This window comes from Acinetobacter sp. TR11 (genome assembly GCF_027105035.1).
Lineage (GTDB): Bacteria > Pseudomonadota > Gammaproteobacteria > Pseudomonadales > Moraxellaceae > Acinetobacter.
Genome location: NZ_CP114256.1, coordinates 1,592,472 through 1,611,663, shown reverse-complemented (window position 1 = coordinate 1,611,663; position 19,192 = coordinate 1,592,472). Strand labels below are relative to the sequence as shown.

Here is a 19,192-nt window from a genome sequence, read left to right as displayed (position 1 = left end):
GATTAGATTAGTATTTGAGGGTATAGCTCAAACCATAAGTACGACCTTGTGCAGGTAAACTAGACATCGCACTATATACAGCTTCAGCAGCTTGGCTAAATACAGTTTTGTACTCCGTATTCCAAACATTGTAGACACCAAAACCAACTGTTCCAGGGCCTGCTTTTGCATTGGCAATCACATCCATCACAGCATAACCTTTGATTTTTGTCGCAGCATTAGGGCGAACATTGGTATCATATTTAGCAACCAAAGCATCTTCATACGCTTTATCTGTTCCTTTGACTGCAAGCATCTGCACTCGTAACCCATTGCCTTTGTCATCATTCCACTCACCAAATACTGTTCCCTTGATTGGAGAAACTTGTAAAGCATTTAGCTCTCGCCAAGTACCAGCAGCATCTTTAAATTGACCTCGGGTATAAGAAAGCGTCCCACCAACATTAAACTGATCGAGTACAGGCATACTTGCATTTACTTCTAAACCATAAACTCGCTGGTCTGTGTCAGCTACAGTCATAGAACGATCAGCTTTAAACTGAATCACTTTATCAGATGTATTGTAGAACGAGGTTAAACCTAAATTCGCTCCATGATCATTCTGCATTCTCCAACCCAACTCATAGTTGTTGACGGTAATTGGATCTACATTTTCAGAACGTACAACATAACCTGCTGATACATCACGTAGTACACGTTGAATATCAGGTAAACTAAAGCCTTGTGAGAAATTAGCAAACACTTGTTGTTGATCATTTAATTTATAAACAGCACCTAAATTAAATAAAGTTTTATCATGTTTGACTGAACCAGCCGCAACTATTCCAGCTGGTTGACCTGTTATATCACCTTGAATGGCTGCAACAGTTGGTTTAAATGCCCCTGTATCACTTTCAATACGTTGATAACGTATGCCTGTTTGAAGATTTAATGCATCCGTTACATCATAATTTGCTTGGATAAATGTGCCCAAATTTTTAATGGTTGCATCTGGACCAAAATCATAACTACGACCCGTGTTATTATATTTCAATCCATTGTTAGCCATGCTATAAAGATCAGCTGTTTGCTTATCTTTTTCATGATCATAATCAATACCATAAGTCAGTTTTAAATCACGATTAATAATGTTCAGTTTTGATGTCATCGCAGCACGAACACCAGTAACGTCAATATCAGATTCTGATTGGTATGCTAGGTAATAATTAGATCTCATGAAATTACTTAAAACTGTTGGATAAAATCGCGCATTTTCATTGCGATAATACGCTTCAACATTAAGTTCCTGACCTAATAAATCTGTATTTTGATATTGTGCATTAACAGCATAGCGTTTGGTAAAAGGTTGTTTATCGACCTCGAAGCCTTTTAACGCATTTAAACTTGGTGCACTACCTTTTTTGAAAACTGCATAATCAGGACCATAATCAGGGCCATATTCTGAATCTTGTTGATCATCATAATATTGAGCGCCAAAACTTAACTTTTGCTTGTCTGTTAATTGCCAGCTTAAACGACCATTTACATCGATTGTCTCAGTGTCTTGACGATCAGTTTGTGCGATTTCTGGTCCAATGCGATGACCATGACTGTCTTGGATTTCACCACGTTTGGTATAGCCTGCACCTAAGAAACCATTCCAATCCCCTTGGTTAAAGGCAACCGATTGATAAGCCTCATAAGCAAGTGCATCATTTTTAAAATTATCACCAGAGGTCACACCAACTTTTGATTCAAAGCTTAAACCTTCCTCAGTACCTTTTTTGGTAATAATATTAATAATACCGCCTGTTGCCCCTGAACCATAAATGCTACTCGCACCTGAAACCACTTCAATTTTTTCAATTGAATCTGGGCTAATACTATTCAATTGACGAGAACTGTCACGAGAACCTGTTTGTGGAACACCATCAATCATATATTGTACTGTTCGCCCACGCATGGTCATACCATAATTACTGGTTGTACCAGAGCTTGGGGTTAATGATGGAACTAATAAGCCTAGAATATCAGCAGTACTCTTACCTGCAGCCGCTTGTTTAGCAATATCCTCTTTATTGATGCTATAAACTGTCCCTGCAATTTCCGCAATACTTTGAGCTGAACGAGTCGCTGTCACCACAATCGGTGCAAGTTGTGCTATTTTTTGACTTTCTACAACAACTGCTTGAGTAGATGGTGCTGTTTCAACAGTTTGAGCATAAAGCTGTGTACTTATGGCTAAGCTCAACAGTGTGAATGATGTCGAAAGTGAACGAACTTTCATAAATTACCCCTAGGTATGTTGTTGCGTTTGTTTTGCTTTGTGAACTAGAACTTGACTGAGCAAGATGCTCAGTACAGATGCGGCTGCAAGAATGAGATAGAAATTTCCATAGCCAAATGCCTTAGCCAAGAAACCTGACATTGCTCCGCCAATGAAATAAACCAGCAGCTCAAAACAGACTAAAATCGTAAAGTCTGTTCCTGCTTGCTCTTTAGAACTGGTTTGCATGAAATGAGCATATAAAGCGGTCATCGCGACGTAACGAATAGCTAAAATGACCACGACAAATACACCAAGTAACATTTGCCATTGATCAAACCAACTCAATAAGACAGCAGCCCCAAGCAAGGCATAAATCAAAGTTCGTGCCCAACCTGCCCAAATCAATAATTGAGTTGCCGCTAATTTTTTTAATAAAAATGCTGCGGATACTGCTGCCAATAAACCGACACCAGCCCCGACTACAGACATCAGTACGCCAATGTGTGCCAATGACCACTTTTGATCAATCAACATGGGATTGAGCATTGCCATCGCGGGGGCTTCAACCACGCGATAACAGACAATCAAAGTCAAAGCCCATAACATTTCAGGGCGTTTAAACGCTCGGATCAGGCTCGGTGCTTGCTTGGCAATTTTTTCTGTATTCGATCTTTCTTTGATTTGGAAAATAGCCAACATTGTGAATGCTGTCATTGCAGCTAAAGCAATTAGTGCCGTTTGCCAACCATAGAGTTGATACAACCATAAAGTACCAGCACCACCCACCATACTGCCTAAAGCAACGCCAATACTTTGCGCCATACTTCCTAATCGGTATTCAGACTCGGAAAATGTTTCAACGGTATAACCATCAATCGCAATATCTTGGGTTGCAGCAAAAGTCGAAATCCATAAACCCACAATCACAAAGACACTTAAACCATAGTCAAACTGTGTCAATGCCAAAGCCACCACGCCCAAGACCAATGCAATCTGAGTAAATAACAGCCAAGTTTTGCGTTTACCCAATGATTTCAAATAAAAGCGATCAAGCAATGGTGCCCAAAAAAACTTAAATGCCCACGGGATATACAGTAGCGACAACATCCCAATCCAACGCAAATCCACGCCTTGATGACGTAAAATCGTAGGTAAAGCCACATTGTAAAAATACAATGGCAAAGCATGTGCTAGGTACAGTACCACCACAACCGATAGGCTCAGTGTGGATACTGTTTTGATTGGAAAGGCATTGTCATGATTCAATTGTTGATTCATAACCACCTCTGCACAGCCCATTGCACAGCATCGGCTTGGCTCAAACTGACGAAATAAGGCACATGCCACGCTTTTTGCAGTGCTGGTGTATCTAATCGAATGCGATCTGCTTCATCTTGGGCAATACGAGCAAAACCTAGGCAATATTGATAAAAGTCTGGTTTATATTGCTTATACCATTTCGCTTGAATTGCCCGATATTCTTCGGGAAATTCGGTATTCAGCTCAGTTTGCATAATCAACACAAAATTTCTTTTTTGTTCGAAATATTGTTGGATATGCGCTAACCATTGTTCAAATTCTGCCACCGAGACATGCGCGGCAAAGCGCATGTCTAAGATGTGCATCTCATTGATTGATAAACTCATGTAGTACTCAGGAATTTGGCTGGCTGATCTGCGAGCTGTTGTTGTAATTGCTGTGATGTTTGGAGCGATTGACCAAACTTGTTATAAAAAGTTTCTCTAAAGCAGTAGTACAACATGGCGGTTTTCTCAGCCATTGGAATGAGACGCTGGCTTTCGTAGCACATCTCCTCGACCACTGCCGCATAAGGCTTAACCGTATGATCTGGTTCACCCACAATTTTTTTCGCTTGTGAATGTTCAAAAATATAGAAGCTGAGCAAACGAATGGTTGGACGCAAAAAGCCTTTGCCAAACACAGATTTATCGCCAAAAAGTAGATGCCAGCCTAGATCATGGTCATCACCTTCGTAATAACGACCTAAACGATCCCGTTTACCTTCATAGATTTCGGTATAACCCACATCTTTACCATCCACCCCAACAATTAATAAACGCTGATGGTCATCTGCAAGCATCTTGTCGAAATACACCTGCAAATCCAGTTCAGATTTATTCAATTGCCATTGTGGAATCACATGTGGCTCATGCATCCATTGATGCAATAAAGGAATATCTTGTGGATATTGCACTTGTCTTAAATAATATTGCGTACCATTCTCATGGTATTCATAGTAATCAGGGAGTCGCTGAGAGATTGTGTTCATATCAGACCTTTATTTATTCAATCTTAGAAATATTTAGCCAGCTTTAGATTTAGCTTGTTGAGTGCCCCATTCCGCCAATGTCTCTGGACTCACTGGGTTTGCAATTGGATCAAGGAAAACAGGCACAGGACGTTCTGCTTCATCGTTATAACTTGTGGTAAATAAACGAACACGGTTCAAACAAATCTTGGTGTAAGTTGGTCGTAACATGGCAAATTTTTCAGCACGTTCAGCCAATTCAGGATGCTGTTGGTTAAACTCAACGATAACGTTGGAAATGGTTTGCCAGAAATCAAGTTCTAAATATTCAGGATAATCTTGCAAGAACACATTACAGATATAGCGGTAATGCACCATGAACAGACCTGTGAAAATGAAATGACTTAAATCGGTTGCTTCATGACGTAATAACAAATTAGCTTCAGATGGCAGTTGACCTAATTCAGGGAAATCTTCATCCACCAAATTGATATCATCAATAAAGTCTTTTAAGACCAATGCTTTTGGCACACCATTTTCATGCACCAACATGGTGTTTTCGCCGTGTGGTGAGAATGCTAAACCGTAGCGATACAAACAGAGTAATAACGGACTTAAACAGACTTGCGCAAATTGCGCTAACCAAGCCAAAGGATTTAAACCAGATGCTTGAATCAGTACGCTAAGGATGGATTGACCTGAAATATCTCGATGTAATAAGGCAGCTTGAGAAAGTACTTGCTGTGATGAATCAATATAGCGATCGACACTTTCACGCCACAAGCAACCAAATAATTCTTTAAATTGATAAGGCGCACCTTCAATTTGGTCAAAACACGGTTGATGAATGGTTAATGTCGCCACTTCACCCAAGAAAATCACACCTGTTTCTTGCAAATCTTGATCTTGTTGATGAATTTGCTTTAACCATGCAGTAACAGCAGGTGCTGCAAGATTACGTTTTGAAGGTAATCCACGATAAACAGCCGTGTTAAAAATACTCACTGGCAGTTTAATGTAATGACGTTGTAAGTTGGATGTATTGCATAACGTACGAATTGACTGCATCGGTACATAGCTGTCTTGGCTAATGTTCAACTCAATGATTTTCTGATCGACAATTTCATTGGCATAGGTTGGAACCAGCCATTGATGCCATTGCCAAGCATGCACAGGAATCAAGAAATAATCTTGTGGATTCAACGCTTTGATTTGTAAAATGTTTTGAAATTGTTGAAGTTCATTGGCATCAAACTCATGTTGATACAAAGCACAAGCATCCCATTGTTCAGTGCTACGATATTCCGCTAAATCACGATGTACAGCTAACCATAATACTTTGACTTCTGGTGAGAGTTCAGGTGCAGCACTTAAATAATCATCATAACCAAAGCCCATACGTCCCTTACTCATGATCAGCCAAGGATGACCGCGTAACATGCCTTCAACTTTATAATGCGATTCAGTTAAAACCGCAGCACTTGGCAAACGCGTTTCATTGAACAAATGTGCTTCTGCCAGCCAAGTATTATTCATTTCCTTAATCAAATACGCTTTGGTGAATGGCTTGACATTCGAGCTGTCAGACATTGCGACAATAAACTCATGTAAATTCCAAGCAGGCTGATCACTGTGCTGACCATTGCTTACATCACGTACCGAGCCTTCCTGAATATTCCAGTGTCCAAGTAAATATTGATGTCCTTGAAATTCATACTGACGATTGCCTAAATCTAACTGATAACGTCCTACTGATAAGGCTTTAACTTCAATAATTTCTTCGTAGAGAAACTCTGCAATCGCCATTTCAATGAGACGTTGCCCTGCGGCACGCCATTGCTGCTGATTAATTTTTAAAGTTGCAAAGTTCATATCAATTTCTCATAAGTTGAATACACAGCAGCAGTTTGTGTTCGTGTGCCTACACCACGACTGGTTGAAGGTGTCGTTATCGTGTTCTGTTCTGCTGTCTTTAAAATCGAAAGGTTTTTACTCGCTGTCTTTTCACAAAGACAATCTTCTAAAACGGCTTCTTTATCTGCCATACAAATTTTAGGATTTTGAGAGAGGTTAAAGTGCTGGAAAGTCTGTACCTGTTGCCCAAGCTCATAAATCTGACGCTCAGCCAATTGATTAATAATCGTAGCTGCACGATAAGCGCCAAGACCTAAGTCTGGTGTACCAACCCCATGACTATGCATTTCTTGATTTTGAACAAAAATATGACCATTCAGATGATGTACAACTCGATAGTCCTCGGTAATTTGCCAACGCTGTTTATGATCAAATTCAATATAAGGTTTCAGCAACTGCATAAAACCAAAGTCAGGCGTAAAGTAACCTGTTGCTGCCACAAGGAAATCACAATCGAGATGGAAGCTTTGCGCCGTGGCACGATGCTGAAAATGCAGTCGAATCTTTTGAGTATCTAATACTTCAGCATCTTTTAAATCGCACTGACTATGTAAATGTGTTTGTAAACTTTGACCCGCGATGCTGCGGTGATAAAGTTTTTGATAGATTTCACGAATGGTTTTTGCACTGATCCCCTTGTATAACAAGGCTTGCTGCTGCAATTGCTGTTCTTTTTTCTCGACTGGCAAATCATAAAAATGCTGCGCATAGTCAGGGCTAAAGTGCTCCAGTCCCAATGGTGCATATTCCATCGGGAAAAAACCTTGAGAACGGGTAAACCAATGCAAATCAAATGGATGATTTGCCTCATCTTGCTGTTCATCAAACAGATCAATAAAGACTTCAGCCGCAGATTGCCCTGAACCAAGCACCACCACATCGCCATGTAAATCCGTATTAGCATGCGTCATATATTGAGCTGAATGCAGACATTTTTGTGGTTGCTGTTGCTGAACTTTTTCCAGACATTCAGGCAAATAAGGCACATTGCCGCTTCCAATCAATAAATGACGGCATAAATAACTGTGCTGAATCCCTTCTGACTCAACTAGTACTTTAAAACCGATGGTTTGAGGTTCAATCATCAAAACACGAGATTGGTATTCAATACAGTCAAGCTGTTCTGCAACCCATTGGCAATAATGGTTATATTCACAACGTGGAATATGTGGTTGCTCTAAGAAATAGAATTTATACAAACGTTGATGATGACGCAGATAATTCAAGAAACTGAATGGACTGGTTGGATCAACCATCGACACCAAATCCGCCATAAATGGCACTTGTAATACCGTATTCGGTAACTGCATTCCTGCATGCCAATCGAATTGAGCTTTTTGCTCGAAAAATGCATAGTTCAATGCACTTTTATTCTGTAGCAGACTGGCAAGACTTAAATTAAATGGTCCTAGACCAATTCCAATAAAATCAAGCATAACTGACATCCTTTTCTGTCATAAACAGTGGATTTGGCAGTTGTACATAAACGGATTGATTTTCGACGGGTGCGATCAGTTCATCTAATTCATGCAAACGAGTCAGTAAATTACCCTTATAAGGTAAAGTTGGATTGAACAATAACCCCTGCAATAATGTGCTATCAGGGTATTGCTGTAATTGCACCTGTAAGAAAGTTTTTAAATGTTCAAGCAATTCATCTTCGGTGATATAGCCTGTTGCACCAATCGCATTGATCATGCCAAACAAGGTATTTCCAAAGAAATAATAACTAAAACGTTCATCCACGAAATCTTTAGGCCCGACGGCAAACGCCTTTTCTTTCAGCTCAGGTAAGGCTTGTAGAATTTCCGTGGCAAATTCTTCAATGTAATAGAAACCTTGGTTATCACGTAGCCACAAGGTTTTTGGGAAATGATTTTCTAACTCCAATAACACATTCTGCTGATGTGATTCAAAAGCCATACCATAACGATGGTAGACATACATTAAAGGCTGCAAGCTGACTTCAAGGAAACGATTAAACCAATCCAAAGCAATGTCTGAAAAATCGGTTTCATGGTGCGTTTTTGCTATTTTTGCAAATAAAGCATTAAAACGATTTAAAGGTTTATCTGGATGATCCTGACATAAGGATGCAATACAGGTAACTTGCTGTTGAGGATGGAATGGCTGATCACGGAAAATACAGATACTTTCATTGACCACTTCATCATCAATTTTTAAAGCAATCCACGCTGGATCATTCACCGCTTTTAAGCTTGGGCACTGTTTTAAAATGTTTTGACCCAATTCACTGTGCCATAAACGATGCGTCAGCTCACCACGATGGCATTCTTTGGCTAAATTGACGCGAATAGAATTGGTGATCATCACTGAAAGTGAGGGTTTCACCATCCAAGGTGCATTAAAACTCGCCAAGGTTCGGATTGAAGTGGTTGGAGAAAATTGCCAGCCTCGTAAGCCTAAATCAATTAACTGCCCCGTTTGTTTAAGACGTTCAAACCACGGTTTACTTTGTAAGTAACGTGCTTGCCATGGATGCAAAGGCAGTAATTTATATTCGATATGGGTTTTTAATAGATTGATATCTTGTTCAGATAAATACCACTGTAAAGCAGTTTTTAATTGAGCTGAAATACTTTCATCAGTAGCACTACCCTCAGAAATATAGTCTTGATGAACCAACCAATAATACAGTTGCGTCTTGCCTTTATGTTCAGGAGAGAACTTTAACCAATCTTCATGCACAAACCCTGTTCTACTTTTTGGTGCTGGGTGCATACTATGCCCCAGAATGAGCGCCTGCTCTGTTTCAATAAAACTCTGACCTGCTTTGACCAAATCATCAAAATCGCTCTCACGTTGTACTAAAAACTGTTGCAGTGCATCACGACTTTGAATCCACTTCTCTACTAAAGATGCAGCATCTAATGGAATAGACGATTCAAAAACCAGTTCTTCAAGCAGGAGACCTACAATTGTAATAGGGCTTAAAGTTTTGATTTGTCCATGGATAATAACTTGTGGAACATCTGCTACACGATGTCGCCCGACTCGGCTGACATAAGATAAAGGAAAATTACATTGAGCTTGAATAGAATGGATAGGGATTGATAACAGCGTTAAACCTTGGCTAAACGCTTGTTGTTGCGGACTTTGCTGATTTTTATTAAGCAAGTGACCTTTGCCAGTTTCTTGCGTATATGCGTTGACGAAGTGTTGTATCGCCAACCGATTGGCAAGTGATTGCATCTGTCGGTATCCTCTTATAAAGAGAGAGTTAATTTTTTTTCGAATGTTTTGAGCTCTAAACAAACCTTATTACAATGTTATTCACAGTAAATAAGATATTATTAATGATAATTATTATCATTAATAATATCAATTATAAATTTGAGCTAAACCTCTGCACTTAATACTTTGTTTTTTAATATGAAAAATTAATTTAGATCAAGAAAAATACAAAAAATTATAATTCCAATTATTAATAATTTCAATTATAATTTACTCTTTTATTGTTTTTACGAATCAAATAAAAAAGACTTTCTGCTTTAAAGTCTTTTTTAAATATATTAACAATCTAAAACATCTGAAAACGTCGCTTCCAGTAACTTAGCTAGATCAACTGGGTTAAGACCAATGTCCAAACCTCTTTTTCCACCACTTACATAAATCTTGTTTAATGACTTGGCTGTCTCATCGATTACAGTTTTGAGTCGTTTTTTCTGTCCTAAGGGACTAATTCCACCGACTAAATAACCAGTTAAACGTTCAGCATCTTTTGGATTGGCCATTTGTAGCTTCTTGCACCCTACTGCTGATGCAATTTTTTTTAAATTTAAGTGATAATTCACTGGCAAAACTGCGATGAAATAATTTTTTTCATCGGTGACCATTAGCGTTTTGAATACTTCATCTACATTTAGATTGAGTTTTTCTGCGGCTTCTAAGCCAAAACTTTTTGCATTTACATCATGTTCATATTCATGAACTGTGAATGCTATTTTATTTTTTTCTAATAACTTACAAGCTGGAGTCATTTCTTTTCAGTTCTTCGATTTAGTGATTAAAGTAGTATAAGTGTAGCATTTAAAAATTAAGGATTAAATTTGCTTAGGCTATTTTGAGATAAATCTATTCTTGATAAAAATTCAATTAACCTCATATATTTGCTAACAGTAAACAGAATGAGCTCAAGCAACGATGAGTTATAAACATAATAATTTGATGGCAATGCGTCAGAATTATTGGGATGATGAGTCATCTCCTACTGTGCAAGAAGAGAAAATTTTTCTTCGGAATACTTTGATTGAAGAAGGTATTTTTAAAGATGCGACTTTAGACGACACCAAGTATTTTTTCTTTACATTACCCAGTATCATTATTGTGAAAGCTCATGCTTTAGGCTTTCATCATAGTCATGTAAAGCATATGTTGATTGCTCATATTCATACTAATCGTGCAGCTTTAATGAGAAAATCTACTCTAAAAATTCAGTTTAGGATTTAGGACATCTGTATAGTAAAGCCAAATTTGAAATTTAAATTTTACTTAGGCTATTCTGATTTATTGACCTAATTCACAAATTTAGACTGATAATTCAAGAGATTGAACTATTTTAATACGTTCAAAAGCTGTAATATCCGCTACAATTTAAGTCTCGGCTTTCAACCCTCCGATTTCAGCATAGGATTTTTCTTTCATGTCAGATCAGAACGATAAGCTTAAGAATCTAAAAACCTCCTCTGTAGATCGTCGCTTATCTATTGCAAAAGCCTCTTTACTCGCTGGAACACGTTGGGCGACTGCTAGCGCTACTTCAATTTTTTCTAGTGAAGAAGAAAAAGAGAAAAAGCGTAAAAAAGCCATGGCTGAACAAGCTCATTATTTAGTTTCTGAAATAGGAAAACTAAAAGGATCTATCGTAAAGATTGGTCAAATGATGGCTTTATACGGCGAACATTTCTTACCTGAAGAAATTACACAAGCATTAAATACATTGAACAATCAAACTGTCGCACTTGCTTGGCCTGCAATCAAAGCGCATTTGCAAGAACAGTTAGGTTCAAAATTAGATGAACTCACGATTGATCATGAACCAATTGGTACAGCTTCACTTGCCCAAGTTCATCGTGCGACACGTAAATCAGATGGTTTAGAACTCGTTCTTAAAATTCAATACCCTGGTGTGGCGGAAGCAATTGATTCTGATATGAATCTATTTAAGAACATGCTTAAACTCACCCGTATGGTGCCACAAACTCGTGAATTTGATCAGTGGTTTGATGAAGTTCGTGAAATGATGCATCGAGAAGTCGACTATGGCATCGAAGCCGCAACGACGCGTCGATTTGCTGATCGTTTAAAGAATGATCCACGCTATGTGGTACCAGAAATCGTAAATGAATTTTGCTCTAATAAAGTGTTGTGCATGACTTTCGAGCGCGGTGTACCAATCAATAGTCCGGTAATGCTTTCCCTCCCCCAAGAACGTCGTAACAAATTAGGCGAAGCTTCTCTGGAAATTGCAGTACGTGAATTATTTGAATGGGGTGAAATGCAAACTGATCCGAACTTTGGTAATTACCTTGTTCGTTTGGGCAACGGCGGTGATGTAAAGGATAAAATCGTTTTACTTGATTTCGGGGCGATCCGTCAATTTGATGATAACTTACTTGCTGTAGCACGGAATCTTATTCATGCAGGTTATGACCATGATAAAACTGCAATGGTCAAAGCCATGACTGGTTATGAGTTTTTTGATGCAATGCCAGAAAGTATAAAACCAGGTATGGCAGACGTGTTCTTGATTGCAACAGAGGCCTTTAGTTGCCCAAGTAATAATCCGAATATGCCAGCTGGTATAATGGATGACCAAGACCGCTACGATTGGAAAAAAAGCCAACTCCATAGTCGTGTAATGCAACAAGCAGCACAATCAATGGCATCTCGTTATTTCTCTGTTCCACCAAAAGAATTTATGTTTATTAGCCGTAAGTTTATTGGTGCATATACGTTTATGACTGTGATCGAAGCAAAGACAAATGTACGAAAAATGATTCGTCAGTTTGCATAAGCGCTATACCTAAAGTCATTTTGACCAATCTGATTTGTCAGTTTGGTCAATTTTTTTAAAATTTATTTTTCTGATATTTCTTTTATTCATTTAAAAACAATAATATAAAATCCATGTACGAACCATTTTACCCTTTATCTTTCTTAATTTAGCACGTCAAACAAGACATAGTTTTTTTGACTAGAGCATGTCAGCATAATTTTACAACCATCCTCTAGGATAAAATCATGTCGAATATGATGAATAAAGCTCAAGGCTTTGGGCTATCTTTGATCACTAAAATCGCAGGAAGCGAAGTATTAGATCAACTCAAATTAAGAAAATTTGTAGAGAAATCATTATATCAAGGATCAAAAACAGGTTTTAAAGTACTGAATAAGACACAAAAAGCTTTTAAACCGCAAGCAATTGATAAGCAACGCCTCCCGAATCAAGTTAATAAAAATTTGTTTGATCTCAGCCTTACTGAAGAACAGCAAATGACTGTCGATGCAATGTCTCAATTCGCTGAAGAAGTTTTATATACTTTAGCGCATGACGCTGATCATCAAGCACAATTCCCAGAACAACTTTGGCAACATTTGGTCGACTTAGGTTTGAACTACTATGCTTTACCTGAAGCATTAGGTGGTGTTGCCGCTGAACAAAATATTGTGAGTAATATATTAATCGCAGAAAGTTTAGCTAAAGGTGATTTCAGTTTAACAGCAGGTCTACTCAGCACATTTAGCGTTATTAATGCAATTACACGTTGGGGTTCAACACAAGTTCAATCGATGTATTTGCCTGTATTTGCTGAAGATACTGACGTTACCGCAACATTTGCATTTCAAGAAGCAACTCCTGCATTTAATCCATATCAGTTAAAAACAACTGCAACTGAAGCAAACGGTCAATTCTACATTACCGGTGAAAAAACCTTAGTTATCCTCGGTGACACTGCGGATGTATTCCTTGTAAGTGCTGAGTTTAATGGTCAACCTGATATTTTTGTTGTGCAGTCAAATCAAACGATTGCAATCAAAGCTAATCCAGCAATGGGATTAAAAGCAACTGAAACAGCAACACTTCAATTCAACCAAACTCCTGCTTTGCGTTTAGGCGATGCTGACTTTGATTACACTGCATTTGTCGACCTTGGAAACTTAATGTGGTGCGCCATGGCGATTGGTACAGGTGAAGCAATCAAAGCTTACTGTATTAAATATGCCAATGAACGTACTGCTTTTGGTGAACCTATCTCTCATCGTCAAAGTGTTGCTTTCATGATTGCCGATATGGCCATTGAAATTGATGCTATGCGTATGTTGGTTTTAAATGCGGCAAGCTTGGCTGAAGCAGGTAAACCTTTTCATCGTGAGGCCTATCTTGCTCGCTTACTTTGTGCCGAAAAATCAATGAAAATTGGTACAGATGGCGTACAAATCTTAGGTGGTCATGGTTTTACTAAAGAGCATCCTGTTGAACGTTGGTATCGTGATTTACGCGCGACCGCTATCTTACATTCTGGCTTACATGCGTAATTTTGGAGAAGAAGAATGAACTTACAAAATCCGAAAAAATTTAAAATGTTGGTTGATCAGGCGCATGAAACAGCATTGAATGTATTACGCCCTATTTCACGTAAATATGACAAAGCAGAACATGCATACCCTAAAGAACTCGATATGCTCGCTGCGCTATTAGATGGCATGAATGAAAGTGGCGAAGGTGTCGGTGCAGCCAATGCGAGTAAACGAGGGACAGCTAACCCAGATGCCATTGTGAATGGCGGTAACATGTCTGCGGCACTTGGTATTATTGAAATGTGTTATGGTGATACAGGCTTACTGCTCAGTATGCCACGTCAAGGCTTAGGCAACTCTGCCATTGCAGCAGTTGCGAATGATGAGCAACTTGAACGTTTCAAAGGGACTTGGGCTGCTATGGCAATTACTGAACCAGGTTGTGGTTCAGACTCAGCGGCTATTCGTACAACAGCAACCAAAGATGGCGATGATTATATCCTTAATGGTGAAAAGATTTATGTCACTTCTGGTGATCGTGCAGACTCAGTTGTGGTTTGGGCAACACTAGATAAAAAACTTGGTCGTGCTGCTATTAAATCCTTTGTTGTACCTAAAGGTACGCAGGGTATGAAAGTTGAACGCTTAGAGCACAAACTGGGAATCAAAGCTTCTGACACAGCTGCTATAAGTTTTATTGACTGTCGTGTACCAGCAGCTAATTTATTAGGTAATCCAGAAATTGATGTTGCTAAAGGTTTTGCTGGTGTTATGGAAACTTTTGATAACACTCGTCCACTTGTTGCAGCCATGGCAATCGGTTGTGCAAAGGCATCTCTAGAACGTATTAAAGAAATTTTTAAAGATCAGCTTGATCCGGACTACAAAACGCCTTATTTGCAAACTTCGAATTTGGCTGCTCAAATCTATCGTATGGAAGCTGAGTGGGAAGCTGCTCGCCTACTTATGATTAAAGCCACATGGATGGCTGACAATAAAAAGCCTAATTCTAAAGAAGCTTCTATTGCTAAAGCAAAAGCTGGGCGTGTAGGTAATGAAATTACACTCAAATGCGTCGAATTAGCTGCAAGCGTGGGCTATGGTGAAGATGAGTTATTAGAAAAATGGGCACGTGACTCAAAAATCCTTGATATTTTTGAAGGTACACAACAGATTCAACAGCTCATCATTGCTCGTCGTGAATTGGGTAAATCTTCGAGTGAATTGAAATAAATACCCATTTAAACAAAAAATTTAAAAAGGACGTTATTTACGTCCTTTTTATTTTCATATAGCACGCTATCGCATCGTCACAAACTCTTCTGCTGAAGTAGGATGAATTGCAACAGTATTATCAAAGTCTTTTTTCGTCGCTCCCATTTTTAAAGCAACCGCAAAACCTTGCAGAATCTCATCCATGCCAAAACCGATACCGTGGATACCGACAATTTTTTCATTTTCACCCACACAGACTAGCTTCATTTTGGTCGGCTGACGATGTTGCGTAATGGCGCTATACATCGCAGTAAATGATGAATTATAAACTTTCACAGCTTGCTGACCATATTTCTCAATCGCTTCTTGCTCAGTTATCCCTACTATTCCAATCGGAGGATGGCTGAAAACAACCGTTGGTATATTATCGTAATCTAAATGCTCATCTGGCTTATGATTGAATAATCGCTCAGACAATTTACGACCCGCTGCAACTGCGACAGGTGTAAGCTCCATTTTCCCTGTAATATCTCCTACCGCATAAATGCCCGTTTGGGATGTATTCTGGAATTTATCGACTTGAATATATCCTCGATCATCGAGCTGTATATTGGCTTTTTCTAAATTCAAGCTCGCCGTATTTGGCTCTCTACCCGTTGCCCAAATCAAGCAATCGACCGTATGACTTTCGCCATTTTCTAAATGTAATATGACAGAGCCATCGGTATTCTTGGTGATTTCTTTAGGAACAGCTTGTGTATGTATAGTAATTCCATCTGTTTGCATCACTTCAACCAAAGTTTCACTCAAGAAAGAATCAAAACGTCGAACAGGTAAATCTTTACGAATAAATAATCCAACTTGTGAACCTAAAGCATTGAGTACCCCTGCCAACTCAACTGCAATATAACCAGAACCAATCACGGCAGTAGTTTTAGGTAAAGCCGTTAGTTCAAAGAAACCATTCGAATCAATCCCATATTCAACACCATCAATATTAGGTAATAATGGCTGTGTCCCTGTTGCAATCAAGATATGGTCTGCTGTGAATTTCTCACCGTTGACTTCGATAGTATTTTTATCAATAAAATGAGCCGCACCATGAATAAGATCAATCTTATTATTACTTAGGCTATTTTGATAAGATAGATGAATTCGTTCTATATAAGCTTGACGATTTTTGACCAGTGTCTGCCAATCGAAAGATTCAACTTTACTGTTAAAGCCATAATCAGGTCCATATTTTTGAATTGATTCAGCAATATGTGCTGCATACCACATGACTTTTTTAGGCACACAGCCGACATTGACACAGGTGCCACCTATTTCAGCTTTCTCAATGAGAGCACATTTTTTTCCATACATTGCAGCACGGTTAACTGATGCAATTCCACCACTACCACCACCAATCGCAATATAATCATAATGTTTTGTCATTACTGCCTCATAGAATCAATTACAAAATTATTTTATAAGTATTAGATATACAGCAACAAAGTTCTGAATACTTATTTTGTTAAAGTTTTAATACAAGAAAATAAAAAAGCACTGAGGATAAATCATCAGTGCTCTACTTTTGGGAAAGTTTTAAGCTATTCGGCTGCCACAGCTTCTACTGAAGTTTCAACTAAAGATTGATCCACTACACCAAATTTCTTAAACAGTTTTGCACGACGTTTTGGATAGATATTGGCTTTATTCAAATCACCTTTGTAATGATCAAATACACGCTTATCCATCATTTTTGACCATAGTGGTGGAATTAATGCTGGTAATAACATGGTTGCATAACCACTAGGTAATTCTGGTGCTTCATCAAAATTGCGCAGTGCTTGGAATGGACGTGTTGGATAAGCATGATGATCTGAATGACGCTGTAATTGATACAAGAATAAGTTGGTCACAATATTGTTATTGTTCCAGCTATGCTCTGGCATCGTACGTTCATATTTACCATTTTTATCTTTTTGACGTTTTAAACCATAATGTTCAATATAATTAATAATTTCAAACAAGCTAATACCGTAAAAAGCTTGAGTCGCTAAATACGGAATTACACCTTTACCAAATAATCCAATCATTGAACCATGAAAAGCAGCACTCATTCCCCAGCCTTGCAATAATTCATTTTCAGTTGACCAGAATTCTTTACCTTTACGTTTCAAACGATTAGTTTCAATTTCAATAGCAGATTTGAAAGAACCAATTACTGTACGTGGCCAAAACTCATAGAATGTTTCTCCCATTTGTGAAGATGCTGGATCTTCAGGTGTCGCAGCGCGTTTATGGTGTCCATACGGATGTTCTACACGGAAGTGATTATATCCTGTAGGTACAAGAGCAAGATGAGAAAGAATATGATCTATACGATCATGTTTATGGCTAAGTTCATGTGCAGTATTGATTGCGATACCATTGATCGCACCCATTGAAATACCCAATAGGATTTTATCGATAAACGAAGTTTCTTTACGACTAGATAAATAACATGCGTAAAAATTAGCTGCATATTGTAATGGAAGAAAGCTTTTTACTAAGCGTGAATAATAGGGATCTTTTTCAAGTAGTTTAATATCTTCATCAGTTGGGTTATTTGCATCTTTTCCAATCAATGTGTCAATTGCTGGAATAACGATATGCAAAACAATTGGTCCACCTAATGCAAAGATTTTTTTTAATGGACGAGGTGCAAATTGATAACCTGCTAAAATACCAATGCCAATTGCAGGTAAAGCTGGGCTAATTGCCCATAAATAACGTTTACGATCCAATTCAGTTTTCGATTTTGGAATGCTTACTGGCGTACGTTCTTGCTCTACATTTACTGGTGCATTCATCATCTTATCCATGTCTTTGTATATATATGTATATTTTGATGAATTATGAGTTTCATGACAGTTGCAAGCGTCCAAAAAACCTATGTGAAAGTCTTTGGCATAATCTTCCATGTTTTTGTCCTAAAAACACATATTGAGTTATTGGGAGAGCTCTCTATAATTTACAATGAATACATAATTTAAAAATCATATGGATGCTTTAAGTAAAATATTTGCTGATATTCATTTAAACCATACGGAATATATCTACTTGAAAACTCAAGGAGAATGGAGTTTTACGTGCCAAGATCAAACAGCACTTATCGTATACATTGTTTTAGTTGGTTCTGTTTTCATTCAAATTGATTCACAAAATAGTTTAACTGCTCATGCTGGTGAAATTGTCCTAATTCCTTCTGGAACAGCACATACGGGTGCAGATAACTCCATCACAAAGCTTGTGAATGCAGTCAATATTTCAAAATTGTTTGATGGACATAAAGAGGATGCTATTGAATTCGGTACAGATTCGTCAGAGAAAAATCTTATTTTAACTGTTCGTTGTCAGATTGACACCATCATGGCACGCCCTTTTATTCAAGCGTTACCTTCAATCATTCATATTCAACACGGAGAAAATACAGCACCTGAATGGTTACAAATTGGTTTGCACTTTTTAGCATTAGAGACACAAAATATTCAGGCAGGTAGAGATATTATTATTGATCATCTTGTAAATATTTTATTGATCAAATGTATAAGAGATCATATTCAACAGATCTCAAATCAACATGGATGGCTAAGCGCTTTAAATCATCCTGAGCTCAGCAATAGCCTTGCTGCAATTCATAACCATCCTGAAGATGCATGGACAGTTGAAACCCTTGCAGAACAATGCTGTATGTCACGTTCAAAATTTGCAAGTTTATTTCATGAGGTGATCGGAGAATCCCCCTTGGCTTATCTACAACAACATCGTATGCGCTTAGCGAGCCAGTATTTACGTAAAAGTAATTATTCCATTCATCTGATTGCAAACAAAGTGGGCTACTCTTCCGAAACAGCTTTTAGTCAAGCATTTAAACGGACTTTTGAGTTATCACCCAAACAATACCGACAGCAATTTATCGAAGCAGAAAATTAGAATATTAAAAAAAGACACCTAAGTGTCTTTTTTTATTTTTGTAA

General features: G+C 38.2%; 15 protein-coding genes. 5 read left to right on the top strand and 10 right to left on the bottom strand.

Annotated elements, in window-relative coordinates; all coding sequences use genetic code 11:
* Nucleotides 1-7: 7 nt before the first annotated feature.
* The 8 genes from O1450_RS07770 to ybaK form a co-directional block, all read right to left on the bottom strand.
* Nucleotides 8-2,266 carry a TonB-dependent receptor gene (locus O1450_RS07770; RefSeq protein WP_269230338.1) on the bottom strand — a complete coding sequence of 753 codons (2,259 nt, stop codon included), beginning with the start codon at nucleotides 2,264-2,266 and terminating at the stop codon, nucleotides 8-10.
* A 9-nt stretch (nucleotides 2,267-2,275) separates the two neighbouring features.
* Nucleotides 2,276-3,526 (bottom strand): MFS transporter, encoded by a 1,251-nt coding sequence (locus O1450_RS07765; RefSeq protein WP_269230337.1) that lies wholly within the window; start codon nucleotides 3,524-3,526, stop codon nucleotides 2,276-2,278.
* Nucleotides 3,523-3,894, bottom strand: a complete 372-nt coding sequence (locus tag O1450_RS07760) for a hypothetical protein (RefSeq protein ID WP_269230336.1) — start codon at nucleotides 3,892-3,894, stop codon at nucleotides 3,523-3,525. The genes O1450_RS07765 and O1450_RS07760 overlap by 4 nt, the downstream gene beginning before the upstream one ends.
* A complete protein-coding gene (locus O1450_RS07755) occupies nucleotides 3,891-4,538 on the bottom strand; it encodes a GNAT family N-acetyltransferase (RefSeq protein WP_269230335.1) in 648 nt (215 codons plus the stop codon). The genes O1450_RS07760 and O1450_RS07755 overlap by 4 nt, the downstream gene beginning before the upstream one ends.
* 33 nt (nucleotides 4,539-4,571) lie before the next feature.
* Nucleotides 4,572-6,389 (bottom strand): IucA/IucC family protein, encoded by a 1,818-nt coding sequence (locus tag O1450_RS07750; protein ID WP_269230334.1) that lies wholly within the window; start codon nucleotides 6,387-6,389, stop codon nucleotides 4,572-4,574.
* On the bottom strand, nucleotides 6,386-7,867 hold the full coding sequence (locus O1450_RS07745) for a lysine N(6)-hydroxylase/L-ornithine N(5)-oxygenase family protein (protein WP_269230333.1): 1,482 nt from the start codon (nucleotides 7,865-7,867) through the stop codon (nucleotides 6,386-6,388). The genes O1450_RS07750 and O1450_RS07745 overlap by 4 nt, the downstream gene beginning before the upstream one ends.
* Nucleotides 7,860-9,644 (bottom strand): IucA/IucC family protein, encoded by a 1,785-nt coding sequence (locus tag O1450_RS07740; protein ID WP_269230332.1) that lies wholly within the window; start codon nucleotides 9,642-9,644, stop codon nucleotides 7,860-7,862. The genes O1450_RS07745 and O1450_RS07740 overlap by 8 nt, the downstream gene beginning before the upstream one ends.
* Before the next feature lie 320 nt (nucleotides 9,645-9,964).
* Nucleotides 9,965-10,432: a Cys-tRNA(Pro) deacylase gene (gene ybaK / locus O1450_RS07735; protein ID WP_269230331.1), complete on the bottom strand. Its 468-nt coding sequence runs from the start codon at nucleotides 10,430-10,432 to the stop codon at nucleotides 9,965-9,967.
* A gap of 163 nt (nucleotides 10,433-10,595) precedes the next feature.
* On the opposite strand from ybaK, the gene O1450_RS07730 reads away from it, so the two are divergent.
* From O1450_RS07730 to O1450_RS07715, 4 genes are all read left to right on the top strand, one after another.
* Nucleotides 10,596-10,901, top strand: coding sequence for a hypothetical protein (locus O1450_RS07730; RefSeq protein ID WP_269230330.1), 306 nt, complete (start codon nucleotides 10,596-10,598; stop codon nucleotides 10,899-10,901).
* A 193-nt stretch (nucleotides 10,902-11,094) separates the two neighbouring features.
* Complete coding sequence (locus tag O1450_RS07725) at nucleotides 11,095-12,468, top strand: ABC1 kinase family protein (protein WP_269230329.1); 1,374 nt, start codon at nucleotides 11,095-11,097, stop codon at nucleotides 12,466-12,468.
* A gap of 236 nt (nucleotides 12,469-12,704) precedes the next feature.
* Nucleotides 12,705-13,991: an acyl-CoA dehydrogenase family protein gene (locus tag O1450_RS07720; protein WP_269230439.1), complete on the top strand. Its 1,287-nt coding sequence runs from the start codon at nucleotides 12,705-12,707 to the stop codon at nucleotides 13,989-13,991.
* Between the two features lie 15 nt (nucleotides 13,992-14,006).
* Nucleotides 14,007-15,206: an acyl-CoA dehydrogenase family protein gene (locus tag O1450_RS07715; protein WP_269230328.1), complete on the top strand. Its 1,200-nt coding sequence runs from the start codon at nucleotides 14,007-14,009 to the stop codon at nucleotides 15,204-15,206.
* A 66-nt stretch (nucleotides 15,207-15,272) separates the two neighbouring features.
* Here the strand turns inward: O1450_RS07715 and gorA are convergent, their stop codons facing one another.
* Both gorA and O1450_RS07705 read right to left on the bottom strand, forming a co-directional pair.
* Nucleotides 15,273-16,625 carry a glutathione-disulfide reductase gene (gene gorA, locus O1450_RS07710; RefSeq protein ID WP_269230327.1) on the bottom strand — a complete coding sequence of 451 codons (1,353 nt, stop codon included), beginning with the start codon at nucleotides 16,623-16,625 and terminating at the stop codon, nucleotides 15,273-15,275.
* 155 nt (nucleotides 16,626-16,780) lie between these two features.
* Nucleotides 16,781-18,025: an alkane 1-monooxygenase gene (locus O1450_RS07705; RefSeq protein WP_269230326.1), complete on the bottom strand. Its 1,245-nt coding sequence runs from the start codon at nucleotides 18,023-18,025 to the stop codon at nucleotides 16,781-16,783.
* Nucleotides 18,026-18,215: 190 nt separating this feature from the next.
* Here O1450_RS07705 and O1450_RS07700 point away from each other — a divergent pair, with 190 nt between their 5' ends.
* Nucleotides 18,216-19,148 (top strand): AraC family transcriptional regulator, encoded by a 933-nt coding sequence (locus O1450_RS07700; RefSeq protein ID WP_331276169.1) that lies wholly within the window; start codon nucleotides 18,216-18,218, stop codon nucleotides 19,146-19,148.
* Nucleotides 19,149-19,192 lie beyond the last annotated feature (44 nt).

Bases quoted from the DNA above. Each gene is read 5' to 3' on its own strand.
- O1450_RS07705 (WP_269230326.1), bottom strand. From the start codon at position 18,025: ATGAATGCACCAGTAAATGTAGAGCAAGAACGTACGCCAGTAAGCATT.
- O1450_RS07715 (WP_269230328.1), top strand. From the start codon at position 14,007: ATGAACTTACAAAATCCGAAAAAATTTAAAATGTTGGTTGATCAGGCG.
- O1450_RS07750 (WP_269230334.1), bottom strand. From the start codon at position 6,389: ATGAACTTTGCAACTTTAAAAATTAATCAGCAGCAATGGCGTGCCGCA.
- O1450_RS07755 (WP_269230335.1), bottom strand. From the start codon at position 4,538: ATGAACACAATCTCTCAGCGACTCCCTGATTACTATGAATACCATGAG.
- O1450_RS07720 (WP_269230439.1), top strand. From the start codon at position 12,705: ATGATGAATAAAGCTCAAGGCTTTGGGCTATCTTTGATCACTAAAATC.
- ybaK (WP_269230331.1), bottom strand. From the start codon at position 10,432: ATGACTCCAGCTTGTAAGTTATTAGAAAAAAATAAAATAGCATTCACA.
- O1450_RS07740 (WP_269230332.1), bottom strand. From the start codon at position 9,644: ATGCAATCACTTGCCAATCGGTTGGCGATACAACACTTCGTCAACGCA.
- O1450_RS07700 (WP_331276169.1), top strand. From the start codon at position 18,216: ATGGATGCTTTAAGTAAAATATTTGCTGATATTCATTTAAACCATACG.
- O1450_RS07725 (WP_269230329.1), top strand. From the start codon at position 11,095: ATGTCAGATCAGAACGATAAGCTTAAGAATCTAAAAACCTCCTCTGTA.
- O1450_RS07730 (WP_269230330.1), top strand. From the start codon at position 10,596: ATGAGTTATAAACATAATAATTTGATGGCAATGCGTCAGAATTATTGG.
- O1450_RS07765 (WP_269230337.1), bottom strand. From the start codon at position 3,526: ATGAATCAACAATTGAATCATGACAATGCCTTTCCAATCAAAACAGTA.
- O1450_RS07745 (WP_269230333.1), bottom strand. From the start codon at position 7,867: ATGCTTGATTTTATTGGAATTGGTCTAGGACCATTTAATTTAAGTCTT.
- O1450_RS07760 (WP_269230336.1), bottom strand. From the start codon at position 3,894: ATGAGTTTATCAATCAATGAGATGCACATCTTAGACATGCGCTTTGCC.
- gorA (WP_269230327.1), bottom strand. From the start codon at position 16,625: ATGACAAAACATTATGATTATATTGCGATTGGTGGTGGTAGTGGTGGA.
- O1450_RS07770 (WP_269230338.1), bottom strand. From the start codon at position 2,266: ATGAAAGTTCGTTCACTTTCGACATCATTCACACTGTTGAGCTTAGCC.